Here is a 20,505-nt window from a genome sequence, read left to right as displayed (position 1 = left end):
GTCAAAAAATTGAAAAGCGGAAGGAAAGTGCGTTAATCCCAGAGGGTGCCGTCGAGCCCCAGTACGGAGCCGATCCAGAGGCAGAAAACGAAAACGAGCAAACAAAGCAAAAACGCCGCGATTTTCTTCCATGTGCCGGAGAAACGGAGGGGATCCACGAGGTGGAAAAATGCGCCGCCTGCCGCGCCGGCGAATGCGATCACTATGAGAGGGCGAACGGTCCAGTAACGGCCCCATTCCGGTTCAGGATCAGGGACGCCGGAAAGGAAAATGATCATGAGCGTCAGCCCGATCGCTGCGCCGACGAGCATCCGCTTCAGCAGGGCAACGGTAAAGAAGGAGGAAATCGTGGAACGGTGATTTGAGGTCATAACCCACCATTTTTATCGTTAATTAATATTTGGAAAGTACTTTGTAGTTCAAAGTTAAGTGATTTTGCTTTTCATTTCAAAGTTATTGTGGGATTTTTTTGAAAGGGGGGATGGGCGGTCCGCGATCATCCTATGAGCTCGCCCGCAGCTTCGGCCCGCATGCGTTTACGGTATTCGGAAGGGCTATGGCTGGTAATATTGCGGAAACATTTGTTGAAGTTGACGAGGTTGTTGTACCCGCTTTCCAGGGCTACTTCCATGACGGAAAGATCGTCGCGGCGAAGGAGCTTGCAGGCATGTGAAATCCTGATTTCCTGCAGGAAGCTCACGAACGATTTCTGCGTCCGCGTTTTGAAATACCGGCAAAACGCCGTGGGCGACATTTTCGCTACCGAAGCCACTTCATCCAGCGGAATTTCCCGGTGGAAATTGGTGATGAGGAACTGGTACACATCGTTGAACCGGCCGGCATCTTTGACGGTCATGGCGTTTTTGTAATGGTCGCTGGCGAGGCAGTCATAATCTTCGGTATGCGCCAATAAATGAAGGGCTTCCAGGAAGAGGGAAATCCGCTTCAGTCCTTCGGAGATCTGAATTTCCGCGAACAGTTCCAGCAGCCGGGCGTGGGCGTCCTGTTTGATAGACAGGCCCCTGCTGGCTTTGGCAAGCAGGGCTTCCACGGCTGCCGCGGCATCGGTACCGGCCACGAGGCCCAGTACCATGGCCGGTGCGAAATAAAGTACGGTGGCTTTCACGCGGAGGTTTTTCCGCCTGTGGTAAAATGCATTGTCCGTTTGCCAGATATGCGGCAGGTTAGGCCCCATCATCACCATATCCCCCTGGTCGAAATCGTCGATATGATCGCCCACGATCCGCTTCCCGTATCCTTCCTCGATCAGCACGATCTCACAGGTGTCGTGAAAGTGGAAGGGAGAATTGAGGAAGTATTCGTCTACCTGCTTCACCCTGAACTGCCGGTTGGCATCCAGCCCGGTTTCGATCAACCTCGCTTTCATGGTCCTGAGTATTAATTTTATTGACAAATTTACTAAATAAAATGGCTGAAAGATGCTAAAATCGTTAATGTTTTGGCTAAAATCGTTAACCTCTTCCGCGCCTCCGGCTGTTAAATTGCATAAGATTGCTGCCCCGGGAAAATATGGTTAAGGAAAGCTTCACCGGCCCGGCGCACCGCCGCCACACATGATGTTACTCTTTTCATAAGGCGGTTTTGCCGGGGCGGTGAGCCCGGGCGGCAGGCATCGAAGAATCAAACTATATGAACGAACAGACAAACGGCCGCAGCGTGGCCAGCCCGTTGTGGAAGCACGACGATGAACTTTTTTCGATCGTAAGAAATGAATTATACACCGCCGTGGTGGGGGATATTATGGATAAAATGGGGCTGCAGCGACAGTTTCTGCCGCCCCAGATCCAGCCGCTGCAGTCGGATATGTTCCTGGTAGGCCGGGCGATGACGGTGTTGGAAGCGGACGTGTTCTCCGAAGATCCATCCGCCGGCCAGAACCCCCTGCTCAAAAAACCTTTCGGGCTGATGCTGGAGGCGCTCGACGATTTGAAGAAAAACGAGGTTTATATTTGCGCAGGTGCTTCACCGTCGTACGCCTTATGGGGCGAGCTGATGAGCACCCGCGCCATGCAACTGGGCGCGGCGGGCGCGGTGGTAGACGGGTATTCCCGAGACACCAAAGGCATCCTCCAGCTGAATTTCCCTACCTTTTCCTATGGCCGCTATGCGCAGGACCAGGCGCCCCGCGGCAAGGTGATCGATTTCCGCGTACCCCTCGAGATCAGGGGCGTGCGCGTGCTTCCGGGAGACATTGTGCTGGGGGATATCGACGGCGTCTGCATCGTTCCCCGGGAAGCGGAACGCGAAGTGTTTTCCCGCGCTATCGAAAAAGCACGGGGCGAAAAAATGGTACAACAAAAAATCCTGGAAGGCATGAGCGCCGGACAGGCTTTCGCGAAATACGGAATAATGTAACATGAGCAAAAGTTTATTCGTCATTCTCTTTACCTTTTTATGCAGCGGTGCCATGGCGCAACTCCCGCGCCTGTCGCCGCGCCCGGTCGATGTGGTTTCCCTCAACGGGGAATGGGCCCTGAACGGGAAATATCCCGTGAAAGTGCCGGGAGAACTGCTGATGCAGGCTTTCAACATCCACGAAGGCGAAACGGCCGTTTATTCCAGAACGTTAGACATCCCGCAAGCCTGGAAAGGCCAGCGGGTGAAGCTCCGGTTCGACGCCGTGAGCAGCCATGCCAGCGTTTTGGTGAATGGCGTGAAAGTGGGCGAGCACGAAGGCGGGTTCGTCCCGTTCGAACTGGATATCACCAACGCCCTCCGGTTCGGGAACGATGTGTTGACGGTGGAAGTGCAGGCGCTGACGATCTCCGATTATCTGGCCTGCACCTCGCAATACGCGGCGCACACGGTGGCCGGGATATTACGGAAAGTGACACTGTTCGCCGTTCCCGAAACCAATCTTTCCGACCTGACCGTGGTTACGCAATTCGATCAGCATTATAAAAACGCCATGCTCCGCATTACTACGGGCATCGCGAACGAATCAGGCAAGGCTGCCGGCACGGAAGTCCGTTTCACTTTGAAAGACGCTTCCGGGAAAATGGTGCTCCGGCATTCGGCCAAACGCAACGATATTCCGGCCAATTCGGCATCCACACAGGAACATGAGCTGGCCGTGAAAGCCCCGAAGCACTGGGACCCCGAGCATCCCAACCTGTACGAACTGCAAACGGAATTGCTTGTAGACGGAAATCCGGTGGAAAGCACTTTCCGGAAAATCGGTTTCCGGCAGGTGGAAATCCGCGGGAACGAAGTGCTGGTGAACGGCAGCCCCGTGAAACTGCGCGGCGTCAACCGCCACGATGTACACCCGCTCCAGGGCCGCAGCCTGAGCCCCGCGCTCGACCGGCAGGATGCGGAACTCTTCCGCGCGGCCAATTGCAATTATATCCGCACGTCGCACTACCCGCCGTCTGAAGAATTCCTCGATGCGACCGATGAACTGGGGCTTTTCGTGGAAAGCGAATCCGCTCTGACGTGGATCAACCATCACGCCGCGCCCATCTGGAAATTGTGGAACTATACCGACGGGAAATTTTTGCCGTATATGGTCCGCGCAAATGCGGACAACATCGCTGCGGGGAAAAATCATCCTTCCGTGATCATGTGGTCTTTGGGGAACGAATCCAACTGGAGCCCGCTTTGGGCGCAGGTATTGGACTTTGTGAAGAAAAACGACCCTTCGCGCCCCGCCACTTTCCATGACCAATGCTGGGGCGGCTTCAACAACCTGGGCAGCAAGGCGGATATCGCCAATTACCATTACCCTGGCGTAAACGGGCCCGACGCGGCGGCGAAATCCGACCGGCCGGTGCTTTTCGGGGAATATGCGCACCTGTCTTGCTACAACCGCCGCGAACTGGTGACGGACCCCGGCGTAAGGGCGGCCTGGAGCGCGCCCCTGGTTACATTTTACGATTCGATCTATCACTATAAAGGCAGTTTGGGCGGAGCGATCTGGAGCGGGATCGACGATATTTTCCATTTGCCCGATGGCAAAATCGTAGGGTACGGGCCATGGGGGCCGATCGACGGGTGGCGCAGGCCGAAACCGGAATACATCGGCATGAAGAAAGCCTATGAGCCGGTACGCATCACCCAATTGCGCGACGACGGCCAGCAACTTACGCTGCAATTCGCCAACCGTTATGATTTCACATCATTGAAAGAAGTGCGGATCGAAGCGAATGGTGTGCCCGTTAACCTGGACGCCGCTCCCGGTAAAACGGCGGTACTTAAAGTGAAGAAACGCGATGGCGCGGTATATGTTAAAGTCACCGATCCACGCGGGTTCGTATGCGTGGAGGAGCGCTTCGCGCGGCCGGTAGCGGCTTCCGCTCCCAGCCGTACGATGAATTTGAAATGGGAAGAAGTGCCGGGCGGTTATACCATCCGGCAAGGCCCTTACAGCTGGACGATCAGCAAAACGAAAGGCCTCATCGAATGCCTGCGCAGAGACAACGATACGCTGATGACGCAGGGGCCGGTGGTGTCGGTGATTCCATTGAACGGCGACGACGGCGGCAAGCCCAACGTGGCCGGGGAAACCTATCAAAACAATATCTACCCGCTCAAATATTACCCGCTCTACACGATCTTCGCCCGGAAGATCGATGTGGCAACAACGAACGAAGGCATCCGTTTCGATGTGCAACTGCAATTTAAAAACGCGGAAGGCCGCCAGTCTTACTTTTTCACCACGAAAGGCGAATTGATTACCGAATATGAAGTGAAATACAACGGAGGGGACAATCCCTATCAATACGGCCTCCTCCTGCAATTGCCCCGCAAATTCGACAGGATGAGCTGGGAAAGGAACGGCGAATTCTCCGTGTACCCGGCCGACGATATCGCCCGGAACAAAGGGGAAGCCAGGCTGAACGCCCGGATCATCGGCGAAGTGGAATCCCACGGCGAAGTGCCCGCCGGTAGCTGGAAAGACGATGCCAATGAACTGGGGTCCAACGATTTCAGGTCTACCAAACGCAACGTTACCCGCGTGACCGTGGCGGATGGAAAGGGCTTCGAACTGACGCTCAAATCCAACGGCACCCAGCATTCCCGCACCTGGCTGCAAGACGCGGCCGTCCACTGGCTCATCGCCGATTACAGCAACAACGGCTCCGAACCTTTCTACAACACACCGCATTCCGACGGAAAGATCAATATCAAGAAGCAACTGATCAAAGGAAAGACAATCATCCTACTACCATGAACCAACCATTAGGCATAGGCCGGATATTGTTGCTGCTGCTGCCTTTCACAGCAAACGCGCAACAATTCATGGCCGGCGGCCGGCAGCAATTGGCGCCAATTCCCGCAGCCGTTTCAGGCGTGAAGCAGGTTGCGACCAGCCTCGCCGGCACCTGGGAAATTCAATTGAACGGACAGAAAGATTGGAAGCCTGTGCAGGTTCCCGGCGAACCGGCCATGCAGGGTTTCGCCGTGGCGCACGACCAACCCTTCCGCTACAAAAAATCCATTCACATACCCGCCGAAGCCAACGGCCGTCAGATCGCCATCCGCTTCAACGGTGTGTATAGTTACGCCCGCGTTTTCATCAACGGGAAATTCGTCCGCGAACATTTCGGCGGCTTCACGGCATGGGAATGCGATCTCACCGCTTTTGTGAAAGCGGGATCCACGGCCGATCTGGAAGTGGAAGTGACCGACCGGACAGACGATATTTCCTTCGCCGCGGGGTACGCGCATCACCCCATCGGCGGCATCCTGCGCGATGTACAGCTCATCGTCCGGCCGAATGTGCACGCCGGTCAGTTGTATGCGAGCGCGCAATTGGCGGACGATCTTACCACCGGCCGCCTTTCCCTCGATTTTGTGTTGAAAAACGCAGTCCCCGCCACCGTCGTTTCCTGGTCGCTCACTGCGCCCGACGGAAAAAGAAAAGTAGCGGGCGGCATCCTGAAAACCACGAACGGCGCGGGAAAGCACCAGGCCGACATTCCCGGTGTGCTGCCCTGGACGGCCGAGACGCCGCAATTGTACCGCCTCGATGTGACCGTTTCCGAAAAAGGTAAAAAAGTTACACAATACACGCAACCGATCGGTTTCCGGACGGTAGTGATCGGCCCGGGGAATCAACTGCTCGTGAATGGCAAGCCCGTTAAATTGAGAGGCGCCTGCCGCCATGATATGCACCCCTTGCTGGGGCGCTCCACCCATCGCGGTCAGGATAGCCTCGACGTTGTGCTGGCCCGGGAAGCGAACCTCAACTTCATCCGGACTTCGCATTATCCGCCCTCGGCAGACTTCCTCGAATTCTGCGACAGGTACGGGATATATGTGCAGGAGGAAACGGCGATCTGTTTTGTGGGGCAAGACCGTGGCGGCGAATACAACAAATTTACCAGCACGCAGAACGATACGGCTTTTACATCCCGCTACCTCGGGCAGCTCAGTGAAATGATCGACCGCGACCGTAACCATGCGTCGGTGATCATGTGGTCTATCGGGAATGAAAGTTCCTATGGCAGCAATTTTCAGCAGGAATATGATTTCGTGAAACAGATCGATCCGTCGCGGCCGGTATCGTGGTCGTGGCCGATGACGGCGCTGAAGGAAAATAAACGTTGCTTCGACATTGCCGTTGGGCATTACCCGGCGTACGATGGCAAAGGCAGCGATATGGGCGGGGTCGACAGGAATATGGCCCACCCGGATTTCCCGCTCCTGAGCGATGAATGGGCGCATGTGGCCTGCTACAATGTGGGCCATTTGCGGAACGATCCCAACGTGAAGGATTTCTGGGGCCGGAGCATGGATACCACCTGGCTCGTCAGGTTCGATGTGCCGGGCAATATCGGCGGCGCCATCTGGGGCATGATCGATGAAACTTTCCATCTGCCGGGCAAAGTGACGGGTTACGGTCCCTGGGGATTCGTGGACGTCTGGCGGCGGAAGAAAGCGGAATTCTGGAATACGAAGAAAGCTTACTCGCCCGTGCGCGTCGGGAAAACGCACTTCGATGCGTTGCCGGCGAACGGGATATTGGAAGTGCCCGTCAAAAACCGGTTCGATCATCTTTCCCTTTCCCAAATCGTCTGCAAAATCGAATCTGGCGGGAAGGCAGTGGACGTAAAACTGCCGCCGGTGGCGCCGCATCAAAATGGTGTGATCGCTTTGCCGGTAAAGGGAATTTCGGTGAACGGCGTGATGATCCGGTTTTACGACCCGGCAGGCGCACTCATCGATGAAGAACGCATTAGTTGGGGGCCCCGGGGCTCCGGTCAGTTGCCGGTTGCTGCCGGTTCATGGCAATTCTCAACGGATAAAAATGTACAGCGCAGTGGCGACGTGGAATTGCGGAATTATGGAAGATTGGCCGTGAAAGGTTCGGTGGTGGTGACGGGAAAGCCGCAGGTAGTGGTGAACCGCCCGGAAAACTGGAACGCTTTCAAAAATACGCCCGGGATTTTTTCGGGGAATATGACGGTGGCCGAAGAGCAGATCGTCGAAGAAACGGACAGGATCGTGGTGCGCACGCGCGGCGTGATGGGAGCGTACCCCGTGGCGCTGGAAACTTCCTATTTCCCCAACGGGCTCGTGGAAGTGCGGTATACGGCAAACAGCCTGCCGCGGCACACCTGGGAAATCGGCGTGAAAATCCCCCTCGCCCCGGAGCTTTCCCGCATCGCCTGGCGCCGCCAGGGCTATTGGAGCTCCTATCCGGCGGGCCATTTATCTGCCGACAGCGGTGCCGCGCTTAAAAATTCCGGCAAGGCGTATCATTACCGTCAGCAGCCCGAAGGCTCCATCGCCGAAGACATGACCGACTATTACCTCAACGCCACAACGGACGAGCGGAAAGCAGGGATGCATGGTTCCGAAGGGTTCCGTGGCAAAAAGGAACATATCTTTGAATACGAAGCATCGCGCCAGAACGGCCCCGGCCGCATCCGCGTACTGTCTGACGGTTCGCAGGCCGCGCGGATGGACGTGGAAGCCGACGGGAAGCAATGGCTCGTCATATCCGACAAATGGGACTACTGGAGCCTCGCCTGGGGGAACTTCCAGGGCCTGCCCAATCCTTCGAAACAGATGAAGGGCATCATCAGATTCATTATCGAATAAAAAAGAAAACATGAAAATAACCGATGTGAAAGTATGGCTGGTGGAAGGTGTGAAGTATAACTGGACGCTGCTGAAGATTTATACCGATACGGGCCACACCGGCGTGGGAGAGGCCACCAACTGGCCCGGGAGCCCCATCGTTTACCATGCCGCAAAACATGTGGGAGAGCGCATCATCGGCCTCGACCCTATGAAGACGGATTTCATCTGGACCAAACTCTACCGCGATCTCAACTGGATGGGCCCCTACGGCGCCAGTCTTTGCGCCATCAGCGGCATCGACATGGCCCTGCTCGACCTGAAAGGCAAAGCCCTCGGCGTGCCCTGCTACGAGCTTCTTGGCGGCGCCTATCGTAAAGATATTCTCCTCTACGCCAACTACTGGTTTACCGGCGGTGGGCATAACGCGGAAGACTATGCCGCGCAGGCGCGCAAGGTGAAAGACGCAGGCTTCACCGGCCTGAAGTTCGACCCGTTCGCCCATACCAACTACCTGTACGGCGAAGATCTTTCATCTAACCTCACGCTGACGCCCGCGCAGCAAGACCTGGCCTTTGATGTCAGCAAAGCCGTCCGCGAAGCCGTGGGGCCTGAGTTCGACATCATGATCGAAACGCATGCCATGCTCAATTACAGCGTGGCCGTGAAAATGGCGCAACGCTTGTCTGCACTGAATATCACCTGGTACGAAGAGCCCGCCGGCCCGGAAAGCGCCGATACGCTCCGGGCCATGCGCGAACGCATCCCATCAAACGTTTCCATATGCGTGGGAGAGCGCCACTATACCCGGCACGGCATTCGTCCACTGCTGGAAAAACACGTTTGCGACATCCTCATGCCCGACATCACCCGCTGCGGTGGCCCTTCGGAAATGAAGCGCATGGCCACCATGATGGAAGCCTACAACGTTTTGCTGGCGCCGCATAATCCCAACGGTCCGCTGTCGACCCTCGCTTCTGCACACGTTTGCGCATCGGTCCCCAATTTCTTCCGGCAGGAATTCATGTTCACCGACGTGTCCTGGCGCGACGAAATCATTACCCATCCTATCGCTGGCATGGTCAGCAACGGGCATCTGCGCCTCAGCGAGCGGCCGGGGCTGGGGGTAGATCTTGTAGAATCGGAAATGGAGAAGCATCCCGGCATTCTCCAGCCCAGACCGGGTTTCTATGTATAATTCGCGGAACGCCGCCGTTCCGCATGCAATCGTTATTCCATCGTTATGCAATTAGAACTGATCGATTACGGGATCATTTTCCTCTATTTCGTTTTTGTGGTCGGCATCGGGTTGATGTTGAAGAAACGGGTGAAAACCGGGAACGATTTCCTCATGAGCAACCGCAGCATTCCGCTGTGGATCACAAGCCTGGCTTTTATTTCCGCCAATCTCGGCGCGCAGGAAGTGCTGGGCATGGCTGCCAACGGCGCCAAGTACGGATTGTACACGGTCCATTTTTACTGGCTGGGCGCGGTGCTGGCCATGATTTTCCTCGGTGTGTACATGATGCCGTTTTATTACGGGAGCCGCGCCAGGAGCGTGCCCGAATACCTGAAGCTCCGCTTCGACGAAAAAACGCGCACGCTGAATGCGGTAACGTTTGCAGGGATGACGGTTTTTTCTTCGGGCGTATCGCTGTACGCGCTGGCCATGCTCATGCAGGTGATGCTCGGATGGGATTTCGACGTGTCTATCTGGCTGGCGGCGGGCATCGTGCTGGTATATATTTTTATGGGAGGATTGACGAGCGCCGTTTACAACGAGGTGCTGCAGTTTTTCCTCATCGTGCTCGGTATTGCGCCGCTGGTGTTCGTGGGCATGCAGCGCGCGGGCGGGTGGGAAGGGATCGTTAAAAATGTGGACGATGCCAAATTGCACGTCTGGAAAGGGCTTGCTTCTCCCGCAACCAACCCCATGGGCGTGGATGCGGTCAGCATGGTGTTTGGCCTGGGTTTCGTGCTGGCGTTCGGATATTGGTGCACGGATTTCCTTGTGGTGCAGCGCGCCATGATCAGCCGCAACCTCAACGATGCGCGCCGCACGCCGGTGATCGCCGCCATCCCGAAAGTGCTGATGCCTGCCATCGTCATCCTGCCCGGCCTGGTCATCCTTGCCCTGCAGTCGCAGTTCTCCGGTTTCGAATTACCGCTAACGCCCTCCGGTGATGTGGATTACAATATGACATTGCCCGTATTGCTGAAGCAGCTTTATCCCAGCGGTATGCTGGGCGTCGGCGTTACGGCGCTCATCGCGTCTTTCATGAGCGGCATGGCCGGCAACGTAACGGCTTTCAACACCGTCTGGACGTTCGACATTTACCAGGCCCACATCCGCCGCAACGCGCCGGAAGGCCATTACCTCCTTGTGGGCAGGCTCACGACGGTAGCGGGGATCCTGGCATCCGTGGCCACGGCGTACGTGGCGCGGGGGTACAACAGCATCATGGACCTGCTGCAACTGGTGTTCAGCTTCGTGAACGCCCCGCTTTTCGCGACGTTTTTCCTCGGCATGTTCTGGAAAAGAACGACCGGTCACGGCGCTTTCTGGGGGCTGGTGGCGGGCACGCTGTCTGCCGCGCTGATCCATGGTTTGTCGGTAGCGGAAGGGAAAGGCGGATGGATCGCCCCGTTGCACACGTATCTTTCCGGGACGGGACAGGCTTTCAACATCGCGTGGATGGCGTTCCTGGTTTGCGGAGCGGTGACGGTGGCGGTGAGCATGTTCACGAAAGCGCGGCCGGATGACGATTTGAAAGGACTGGTGTACAGCCTTACCGAAAAAACGCCGGATACCGCCAAACGCTGGTACCAGAACCCCATGTGGCTGGGGGCCGTGGTGCTGGCTTTCACATTGGTGTTGAATATCATTTTCTTTTAATTCAGGATATGGAAAGATTGACGGAACTTCGGTTTATCATTGGACTGTTTTTTCTGCTGACGGGCTTGCTGTTGGCGGGTTACAGTGTTTTCCGCGGCGAAGCGGGGATCAATCTCTGGTGTGGTTTGCTGTTTGTGGGGTTCGGGGGATTGATGGCATTATTTTCACCAAAATCGAAATAGAACGGTATGGCTTTGCAAATTGACCTGGCCGGCAAAGTGGCCATTGTGACGGGCGCCGCCTCGGGGATCGGGGCGGGGATCGCGGCGGTGCTGGCCCGTGCGGGCGCCGTGGTGGAAGGTTGCGATCTGAACGGGGGAGATGGTGTGGCGGAAGTGGACGTGACGGACGCCCCGGCCCTGGAGCGCTTCGTGGAAGCGGTGGCGCACCGGCGCGGAGGGATAGACATCCTCGTGTCTTGCGCCGGCGCCAATGTTTTCAAAGGCGCGGCCGAATGTACCGACAACGATTGGGAACGCAATCAGCAACTGAACCTCACCGCGCATTGGCGCATCGCGAAGCTGTGCCGCCCGCACCTGCAGAAGAAAGGCCATGGCGTCATCATTGTCATCGCATCCAACCACGCATTTTCCACCATTCCCGGCTGCTTCCCCTACAACGTGGCCAAAACGGCGCTGACGGGGCTCGTACGCAGCCTGGCCATCGAATGGGGGCCGGCCATCCGCACGGTAGGCATTGCCCCGGGGTTCATCGATACGCCAGGTAACCAGCAATGGTTCGATTCGTTCCCCGACCCCGCCGCAGAAAGAAACCGCACCGTTCAACTCCACCCCGTGAAGCAACTGGGCCATCCGGAAGAAATCGGCGCCTGGTGCGCCTTTCTCGCCAGCCCCTTCGCTGCGTTCGCCTCCGGCACCACTTACCTGGTAGACGGCGGCCGGTCGGCACTCATGCAGGATAGTTAGGGCCCCTGAATTTTCATGTCGGATTTTTTTACATTTGCTCTGACCATATAATCTAATCATACCCCTTCATTCAAAGCACATGAAAAAACTCCTGACAGGCATCGCATTTCTGCTCGTTTCCATTATTTCCTTCGCCCAGTCTAAAAACGACGTCATCCTCAAGCTCGATGGTGATGAGCTGGCTGGTAGGGTTTTAAAAATCAACGATAATGATGTGGAATTCGCCTATGCCGGTGAAACCCTCACCTATAACATCAAGAAGGCGGAGATCATGAAGATCACCTTCGCCAGCGGCCGCATCCAGGTATTCAACAAACCCCAGCAAGCCGCCCCCGCCCAGGCGCCCGCATCCACCGATAAATCCGGCCTCGAAGACCATCATAACAAAGTAGCCATCCTGCCCTTCGGGTTCATCCGCGACGGACAGCCGGCAGACGGTGAACAGATCCAGAACGAATGCTATTCGTTCATGAACAAGCATTCCGGTGTTTATACCATCCTCCCGCCCCGCACCACCAACGCCCAGCTCATCAAGGCCGGCATCAACAGCGAAACCATCAAAGGCTTTACCATGGAAGATATCTGCAACGTGCTCGGCGTGGAATATGTGGTAGACGGGCTCGTGACCATGAACAAAACCACGCAAACCACTACCCAGTCCAACTCCGGAGCCGTTAAAACCAGGGGGAACGACGACGACGATCGTAAAGACCGCAAATACAACAGCTATTCCTACGGCACGGCCACCCAAAACTTCCAGACCAAACTGAGCCTCGCTATTTATAACGATAAAGGCACGGCCGTGTACAGCCAGGACAGGACGGCCTTCTGGAACACGCAGGACGCTTATTCCAACACGCTGGAATATCTGCTGAAACGCTCACCGCTGTATACCAAATAACCTGTTCATCGCGGTGCTCGGAAAACCATTGGAGATGATAACGGTGAACGAATACACGAACTACCAGCGAAAATGACCAATAAAAAAGGCGGGAATCCATCCCGCCTTTTTCTTTTATCCCGATACTGTTATTCAAAGAAACCGATTTCCGCGATCGCTACCGATGCGCTGCCGGCGGCTGTTTCCGTGGCTTCGATCTTCACGAACCGCGCCTTTACGCTATTCTTGAAATAGTGGTAGCGGGTAGTGGGATCGTTGATAAGGTTCCCGAACTCGAACGTTTCGGCGGGCTGCCAGGTTTGTCCGTCGGCGCTGACGAGAATTTGACCCTTCGCCATCATGCCATCCGCATTGGTGGTTTGCGGCGTATAGGCAAATCCCTTCAGCTCGTGCGAGGCTCCCAGGTCGATGGTGATGCTGTGCGCACCGCCGTCGGCCGACTGCCAGAACGTTTTCGGATTGGCGTCGAAAGCCGCTGTGGCGGGGCGCCTGTTGCGTTCGCTGCTGGCATTTACGAGCTTCCAGGCGTTTTTGGCGAGGCAGATGGTTTGGCGCGCCACGCCGCTGGTTTCCTTATGCTGTACAGAAATTGCTTTCACTTCGCCGGCTGTCATACGGAACGGGCCTTCATATTTCCAGGATTGGGCGTTGGGTGTGGAGCCGTCTGTCGTATACCGGATTTCGAAATTGGCGCTGAGGTTTTGCGTGGCATTTTCGCCGTGGGGCTTCCAGTTGAATTCCGGTTGCACGGGCGCGATGGTGACCATGCCTTCCACCGACTGGCTGATGGCCAGTTGCGGAGGCCGGCTCCGGTAGTAATGAGCCGAAACCGTGCTGATGGCGGGTGCCAGCCGCGATTCGATGATCCGCACGCGGAAGCGGCTCGCCGTTACGTCGGGGAAACGCAGGATGCGCTTGTACCCGATGTTGGCCGAATGCGCGATCTCTTTCCATTCACCGCCGATCCACGCGTCCACCGCGTGTTTCTCTACTCTTTCGCTGCTGGTTTGGATGGCTTCCTGCAGCACGATGCGGTTGATGGTGACGGGTTTGGGTGTCGTGATCTCGATGGCGCCGGATTCGCCTTTCAGTTGCAATGCGGTGGCAGGATTATTGTCCAGCACGGCCTGTGGGCCATTCGCGACTTTGAACAGGCTGCTGCCGTACGTTTCACGGATGCGGCGGCCGGTTTCGTAGAGCACGATGGAATCTGCGGGCGAGAATCTCCCTTCCCGGTTGGGCGGAATGTTCAGCAGGAAAGTGGAGTTGCCGCCCACGGAGCGTTCGTAGATGTCGAAAACATCGTCGGTGCTGCGCACTTTCTGCCGGGTATCGTCGCGGTAAAACCAGCCTTCGCGGATGGAGGTATTGGTTTCGGCCTGTTGGTAATGGAGGTATTTGGCAGACAGCAATTTGGATCGCTGGCCCAGGGAGTCGGCTTCCATATCGGGGAAATGGCTGGCGGTATTGGGGTTTTCCGGGTAAGGGATCACGTTCCATTCTTCCGCGCGCGTCTTGCCCGATTCGTTACCGCACCAGCGGATGTCTTCCTTCCCGAAAATCACCGCTTTCGGCGCCAGCGTGTGGATCAGCTGTTTCCACGCGGCGTAGTTGTATTGCTGGCCCCCTTTGGTTTTGGGATGCGCACCGTCGAACCATACTTCATGCACCGGGCCATATTCCGTCAGCAGCTCGAACAGCTGGTTGAGGAAATATTCGTTGTAATCGTCCACTTCGAACGCGAACTTCGTTTTATTGGCGAACGGCCTTCCCGGAACGGCTCTCGGAATGGTACGCTTCGTGTATATGCTGAGGTTGCCGTACAGGCCTTCGGCGTTTTCGATCTGGTAAAGATCGGCGGGGGAAAGGTAGATCCCGAGCTTCAGCCCGTATTTTTTCAGGGAGGCAGACAGGTCGCGGAGCACATCGCCCTTGCCGTTGCGGAAACCGGTAGACATGATCCCGTGCTTCGTGTACCGGCTCTGCCAGAGCACGAACCCATCGTGATGTTTCACCGTGATGATGACCATTTTCATGCCCGCCGCTTTCATCGCCGCGCACCACTGGTCGGTATTTAAAGTTTTCAGGTCGAAGATGGCGGGGTCTTCTTTCCCGTTGCCCCATTCCATCCGCGTAAAAGTGTTCGGCCCCACGTGAATGAAAGCAATGAACTCATTCCGGAGCGCAGCGTACTGGTTGGCCGTAGGCACTACGTGCGCGGCTTTGCGGATGATTTCGGCCGGACTGTCGCCCGCATCTACCGCAATGGTGTTGCGGAAGGGGATGGGCGATTGCTGGGCGTGTGCCTGCATCATCCAGCAGGCGGATAATAGGAATATCGTTTTTTTCATACAAGACAAATAAAGAATACCCTAAAGATAGTGGCTACGCACGAAGTTGGGGTATTTTGTCAATTTGCATCCTGTTTTGGTTAATTTAGCGGCATTCCGCTTGAGGGATGATGATATTTTTACCTTTTTATTGATTGTTTGATATGAAAAGTATGATCCGATCTTTCGCCAAACCGGCAGCCTTCCTCGCATTCCTCGGCGCCTTCGCCGCCTGTAAAACGCCGGCGTATCAGCTGGTAGATGGTTATATGTACGAGCAGCGCCCCGGCCGGGAGAACGAGAACTGGAAACTTGTCTGGAAAGATGATTTCAAGGGCAAAACGATCGACACGGCGAAGTGGACGCGCATCCCGCCCGGGAAATCAGACTGGAACAGGCACATGACGCAAGACGATAAGTGCTACGAGCTGAAAGACGGGCTCCTGTATCTCAAAGGCATCGTGAACCCAGACCCCTCGGCCGACGAGCGCCCGTTCCTCACCGGCGGTATCTGGACGAAAGGGAAATTCGCGTTCCAGTACGGCAAGATCGAGATCCGCGCAAAGCTCGAAAGCGCCCAGGGCGCCTGGCCCGCCATGTGGATGCTCGCCGAAAAAGACAAATACGGCAAATACCCGAAAAACGGGGAAATAGATATCATGGAGCACCTTAACTACGACTCCATCATTTACCAGACGATACATTCCTGGTACACACTCGAATTGAAACAGGCGGATAACCCCAAACACGGCGGCACGGCGGTTTTCAATAAGGATGAATTCAACGTGTTCGGCCTGAAATGGTATCCGGATAAAATCGTGTACATCCTCAACGGAAAGGAAACGTTCACCTATCCGCGCGTGCAGGGCGTAGATGCTTCGCAGTGGCCGTTCGACCAGGCGTTCTACATCCTCATCGATCAGCAGCTGGGCGGAAACTGGGTAGGAAAAGTGAAGCCGGAAACGCTTCCGGTGAATATGATCGTGGATTGGGTGAAAGTATACCAGTAAAGGATCAGGCAGTTTCGAGCAGGGCGCGTTCCGCTTCCAGGGCGGCGCGCTCGGTTTCGTTTTTGGGGTTTCCCGCGCCGATCTCCGCAATGCGGGCCTGGATGCCTTCTGCGATGGCGCGTTGTTTTTCCGCTTCCATATTCCCACCCATCATGTGTTGCAGGTAAAATTCGATGCGGGGATCGTAGCGGACGTCGCGCAGGGTCACTTTCTTTTTCAGCCGGATGCCTTCCAGGCTCGTGCAGCGGCTGAGCGCCACATACGTTTGCCCTGTCGCGAAAGCGCCGTTCCCCAGGTCGATGATCACTTTCTGGAACGTTTGTCCCTGGCTTTTATGGATGGTTACGGCCCATGCGAGTTTCAGCGGCAGCTGCCGGAAGGTGCCCGTCACGATCTTTTCAATCTCTTCCTTCTGGCGGTTCCATTTGTATTCGATGTGTTCCCATTCCGATTTATCGACACGGTGTACCACTTCGCCCTCGTCCAGCTGCACTTCCACATATTCTTCTTCGAGCGCGGTGATTTTCCCAAGCGTACCGTTCACCCAGCGCCTTTCCTTATCGTTCTTGATGAACATGACCTGCGCGCCCGTTTTCAGTTGCAGCTGCAATTCCGCGGGCAGCCGGTTGCCGCCGCTGCGTGCTTCCTGCTCGAAATCACCCGTCAGCAAAGCTTTGTAGGAATTGATTTCACCTTCCAGCGCCTTGAGCCGCTGTTCGTTCACCGCGTCGGCGATGGCGTTGGTGGTGCAGAGGATCAGCTCCAGCTCCGTGCCGGATGGCTCATAATCGGGATCGTGCCGGGTATTGAGCGTGGCGAGGTGGGATGGCTGCACGGTATTGTCGCGCACGGCGTTGAGCACCTGCACGAAAGCGGGATCGGGTTGGCGGTACACGCGCTTCAGTTCGATGATCTGCATCCGGAAACCTTCTTCGAAAGCTTTCGCACTGAAAAAATATGGGGTGGTATAGTTCCCGGAAATGATCTCCACTTCACCGGCACGTTTATTGTCGATCACGGGCGGCAGTTGCAGCAGGTCGCCGATAACGAGAAGCTGCTTGCCGCCGAAGGGCAGCGCGGAGCGGAGGTTTTTGCGCAAAGTGAGGTCTATGGCCTGCATGAGGTCGCACCGCACCATGGAAATTTCGTCGATGATGATCAGGTCTACCTGCTTGAGGAGCTCCGTTTTTTCTTCGTTCAGATCGGCCGCGCCTTTGTCTTGCGGCAAATAGGGGCGCGGTTCTACGAGAAAGAAGGAATGAATGGTTTGGCCGCCGACGTTGAGCGCCGCCACGCCGGTGGAAGCGAGCACGATGTATTTTTTCGGGATGTGGGCGATGAGGTTGCGCAGCAGGGTAGACTTACCCGTTCCGGCCTTGCCGGTTAGGAAAACCGACTGGCGGGTATAGGCGATCAGCCTGATGGCTTCCTGTGCGTCGCGGTTATCGTGGTATTGTTGGAGAAGCTGGACCATCCCGAATATTACATTTCCTGACCTGGAATGCGCGAAGGTACGGAATAGTTCGGGGAATCGCCGCCGCCGTATCCGCCGGAACAATTTCGGATATTTTTTGTTGATTGAATCGGAAAGGAAATTAAGGGATTTTAGCGGTGACTGGCCATGCATTGCATTCCATTCCCATTCATCCCCCCCAATATTTTTATCGATGAAGCAATTTGTAACCATGATTTTCTGCCTGATGGCCATGGCCGCCTGCAAGGATGCCGAACGGGAACGGCAGCTCGCATCGCGCGAAGCGGCGCTGGCGGAAAAGGAGAAACAGTTTGCCTTGAAGGAAGCCGATTACCGCGCGCTCCTCCGTTGGCGGGATAGTTTACTCGCCGTGAAAGACACGCTGGGCGCCATCACTGAACAGGCATGGCCGGAAGATGTGCTGGGGCGGTGGAATAGCAAGACCGTCTGCAAGGAATCGTCGTGCAGCGAATACGTGGTGGGCGATCAGCGCGCCGGCGCCTGGGAGTTTTCGGCCGATTCCGCCGGCCTTTTCACCAAAGTTTTCGACCGCAATGCCCTGGTGCGCGTGTATGCCGGTGCGTTCGACAGTTCGGCCGTGCGCCTGCATTTCCGGTCGGATTCCAGTGCGCAGCGGCGGGTGGAAATGGATGTGGAACTGAGCCGCAGCGGAACGGGTACCATCAAGGGCAGCCAGCTGCTGAAAATGGAGAACGGCTGTACCGCGAGGTTCACCGTAGAATTGGTCCGGGCTTCAAATAAATAATGTATGATCCTGCTGAGTATCGGGCACCTGACGCTGCCAATCGACGATCCACTACTGAAATTCCTGCTGGAGCTGATCATCATCCTCGGCGCGCCGCTGTTGCTGAACAAGATCAAAGTGCCGCACCTGCTGGGGCTCATCATCGCCGGGGCGCTCGTGGGCCCCAACGGTTTCCATCTCCTCTCGCGCGACAGCAGCGTGGTGGTGACGGGCACCACCGGGCTGTTGTACATCATGTTCCTCGCCGGCCTCGAAATCGACATGGGCGATTTCAAGAAGAACAAGTGGAAAAGCCTCCTGTTTTCCGCGTTTACGTTCATCATTCCTTTCGGCCTGGGCATCATCGGGGGATATTACATCCTCGGGTTCAACATGCTGACCACCGTGCTTTTCTCCAGTCTTTTTTCCTCGCAAACCCTCATCGTATATCCCTACATCAGCAAAATGGGCATCACGAAGAACATTGCCGTGAACATCACGTTGGGCGGAACGATGGTCACGGATGTGCTGTCTTTGCTCGTGTTAGCGGTGGTGGTGGGCATGACGCAGGGTGACGTGGGCGCGGGGTTCTGGGCGCAATTGTCGATCTCCATGGTCGCTTTCGTGCTCGTGGTGCTGCTCGTTTTTCCCATCATTGCGCGATGGTTTTTCAAGCGGGTGGAAGACAAGATATCGCAATATATTTTTGTACTGGTGATGATCTACCTGGCCGCGCTGCTGGCCGAAGTGGCGGGCGTGGAAGCGATCATCGGCGCGTTTTTCGCGGGGCTGGCGCTCAACCAGCTCATTCCGCGCACCTCTACACTCATGAACCGCGTGGAGTTCGTGGGGAATGCGATCTTCATTCCCTTTTTCCTCATCAGCGTGGGCATGCTGATCGATTTTAAAGTGTTTTTCAGGGGATGGGAGACGTTGGGCGTGGCGGCAGTAATGATGATCGCGTCTATCGGCGGAAAATACCTCGCCGCCATGGCCACCCGCAGAACGCTGCGGCTCACCCGCGACGAAGGCATCCTCATCTTCGGCATGAGCACCGCTTCCGCCGCGGCCACACTGGCTTCCGTAATGGTAGGGTACAACATCATCCTGTCGGAAACAGCCACCGGCGAGCCTGTCCGCCTGCTGAACGAGCACGTGCTTAACGGCAGTATTTTGCTGATCCTGGTGTCTTGCACCATTTCGTCGTTCGTTTCCCTGTCGAGCGCACGGCGCATCGCGGAAGCCGATAATGAAGACACGGTGTCGGGGAACAGCCGGGAGCAAGACCACATCCTGCTGGCCGTGAACCACGGCGAAACGGTCGAGAAACTCGTGAACCTGGGATTGCTGGTCCGCGGCAAATCGGCCGGCAACAGGCTTTTCGCGATCAGCGTCATCGACGACGATAAGAACGAATCCGCCATCAAAAACTCGGAAAAAATCCTGCACGAAGCGGTGGAAACCGCTGCCGCGGCCGATGTGGAGCTCGTTCCCCTGACGCGGTACGATGCGGATGTGGTATCTGGCATCGGCAACGTCATCAAGGAACAGAAAATTACGGACGTGGTGTTCGTGCTGCAGGACGAAAAGGGATTTTCGCCTTCGTTCGTCTATAACCTGCACAACGGCTATCTGCATAACGACCATGTGAACGTGCTGATCTATCACGCCGCTCAGCCCGTGTCCACCATCAAACGCTACGCCGTGCTCATTCCGGCGCGCGCGGAAATGGAGCCGGGTTTCTTTCACGCTTTGCTGCGCGTCTGGAACATCGGCCGGAATTCGGGGGCGAAGATGGTATTTTACGTGAGCGCCGAAACCCGGAAAATATTGGAGCGCATCTTGTCGAAAGCCAGCCTGGAAGCGGAAATCCGTGAGCTGCAACATTGGCGCGAGGCGGAAGGGATCGCGTCGGGGGTGAAGGAAGACGAGGCTTTCGTGGCGCTCATGGCGCGCCAGGGCTCGCCGTCGTACACCCGGGAAATGCGGCGGCTGCCCGATTTTCTGAACGGGCGGCTCAAAGACCGTACCTATCTGCTCATCTTCCCCTTTGCCGACGATGAAGGACTGGTGGAGAAGCGGTCGGTCAGCAATCACCGGGATTTCATGGAGATCGGGAACGTCATCGGCCGGGTTTTTAAATGATAGCGCTCAAAATCCTAACTTGCATCCGC

Annotated in this window: 14 protein-coding genes; 10 read left to right on the top strand and 4 right to left on the bottom strand. The window is 56.2% G+C overall.

From position 1 onward, the window contains the following. Nucleotides 1-32: 32 nt before the first annotated feature. Together WJU22_RS23990 and WJU22_RS23985 are read right to left on the bottom strand one after the other, a co-directional pair. A complete protein-coding gene (locus WJU22_RS23990; protein WP_341840705.1) occupies nt 33-371 on the bottom strand; it encodes a hypothetical protein in 339 nt (112 codons plus the stop codon). 125 nt (nt 372-496) lie between these two features. Further along, nucleotides 497-1,387: an AraC family transcriptional regulator gene (locus WJU22_RS23985; protein ID WP_341840704.1), complete on the bottom strand. Its 891-nt coding sequence runs from the start codon at nt 1,385-1,387 to the stop codon at nt 497-499. Between the two features lie 263 nt (nt 1,388-1,650). On the opposite strand from WJU22_RS23985, the gene WJU22_RS23980 reads away from it, so the two are divergent. The 7 genes from WJU22_RS23980 (at nt 1,651) to WJU22_RS23950 (ending at nt 12,772) form a co-directional block, all read left to right on the top strand. After that, complete coding sequence (locus WJU22_RS23980; protein ID WP_341840703.1) at nt 1,651-2,376, top strand: RraA family protein; 726 nt, start codon at nt 1,651-1,653, stop codon at nt 2,374-2,376. Nucleotide 2,377: 1 nt separating this feature from the next. After that, entirely contained in the window at nt 2,378-5,194 is a 2,817-nt protein-coding gene (locus WJU22_RS23975) for a glycoside hydrolase family 2 TIM barrel-domain containing protein (protein ID WP_341840702.1), read from the top strand. Then, the gene (locus tag WJU22_RS23970; RefSeq protein ID WP_341840701.1) at nt 5,191-8,070 is read left to right on the top strand and encodes a glycoside hydrolase family 2 protein; all 2,880 of its coding nucleotides are present in this window, start codon (nt 5,191-5,193) and stop codon (nt 8,068-8,070) included. The genes WJU22_RS23975 and WJU22_RS23970 overlap by 4 nt, the downstream gene beginning before the upstream one ends. 10 nt (nt 8,071-8,080) lie before the next feature. Continuing rightward, a complete protein-coding gene (locus tag WJU22_RS23965; RefSeq protein WP_341840700.1) occupies nt 8,081-9,247 on the top strand; it encodes a mandelate racemase/muconate lactonizing enzyme family protein in 1,167 nt (388 codons plus the stop codon). A gap of 45 nt (nt 9,248-9,292) precedes the next feature. Beyond that, a complete protein-coding gene (locus tag WJU22_RS23960; protein ID WP_341840699.1) occupies nt 9,293-10,945 on the top strand; it encodes a sodium:solute symporter family protein in 1,653 nt (550 codons plus the stop codon). Between the two features lie 188 nt (nt 10,946-11,133). Then, the gene (locus WJU22_RS23955) at nt 11,134-11,871 is read left to right on the top strand and encodes an SDR family oxidoreductase (RefSeq protein ID WP_341840698.1); all 738 of its coding nucleotides are present in this window, start codon (nt 11,134-11,136) and stop codon (nt 11,869-11,871) included. A gap of 79 nt (nt 11,872-11,950) precedes the next feature. After that, nucleotides 11,951-12,772 carry a hypothetical protein gene (locus WJU22_RS23950; protein ID WP_341840697.1) on the top strand — a complete coding sequence of 274 codons (822 nt, stop codon included), beginning with the start codon at nt 11,951-11,953 and terminating at the stop codon, nt 12,770-12,772. Nucleotides 12,773-12,900: 128 nt separating this feature from the next. On the opposite strand, the gene WJU22_RS23945 is transcribed toward WJU22_RS23950, so the two are convergent. Then, on the bottom strand, nt 12,901-15,123 hold the full coding sequence (locus WJU22_RS23945) for an alpha-L-fucosidase (RefSeq protein ID WP_341840696.1): 2,223 nt from the start codon (nt 15,121-15,123) through the stop codon (nt 12,901-12,903). A gap of 152 nt (nt 15,124-15,275) precedes the next feature. Here WJU22_RS23945 and WJU22_RS23940 point away from each other — a divergent pair, with 152 nt between their 5' ends. Further along, the gene (locus WJU22_RS23940; RefSeq protein ID WP_341840695.1) at nt 15,276-16,112 is read left to right on the top strand and encodes a glycoside hydrolase family 16 protein; all 837 of its coding nucleotides are present in this window, start codon (nt 15,276-15,278) and stop codon (nt 16,110-16,112) included. Between the two features lie 4 nt (nt 16,113-16,116). Here the strand turns inward: WJU22_RS23940 and WJU22_RS23935 are convergent, their stop codons facing one another. Continuing rightward, entirely contained in the window at nt 16,117-17,586 is a 1,470-nt protein-coding gene (locus WJU22_RS23935; protein ID WP_341840694.1) for a DEAD/DEAH box helicase, read from the bottom strand. Nucleotides 17,587-17,779: 193 nt separating this feature from the next. On the opposite strand from WJU22_RS23935, the gene WJU22_RS23930 reads away from it, so the two are divergent. Together WJU22_RS23930 and WJU22_RS23925 are read left to right on the top strand one after the other, a co-directional pair. Next, a complete protein-coding gene (locus tag WJU22_RS23930; protein WP_341840693.1) occupies nt 17,780-18,352 on the top strand; it encodes a hypothetical protein in 573 nt (190 codons plus the stop codon). Nucleotides 18,353-18,355: 3 nt separating this feature from the next. Further along, a complete protein-coding gene (locus WJU22_RS23925; RefSeq protein ID WP_341840692.1) occupies nt 18,356-20,476 on the top strand; it encodes a cation:proton antiporter in 2,121 nt (706 codons plus the stop codon). Nucleotides 20,477-20,505 lie beyond the last annotated feature (29 nt).

Origin of the sequence: Chitinophaga caseinilytica, assembly GCF_038396765.1 — a bacterium.
Lineage (GTDB): Bacteria > Bacteroidota > Bacteroidia > Chitinophagales > Chitinophagaceae > Chitinophaga > Chitinophaga caseinilytica.
This window is presented reverse-complemented; position numbering and strand designations above follow the sequence as displayed.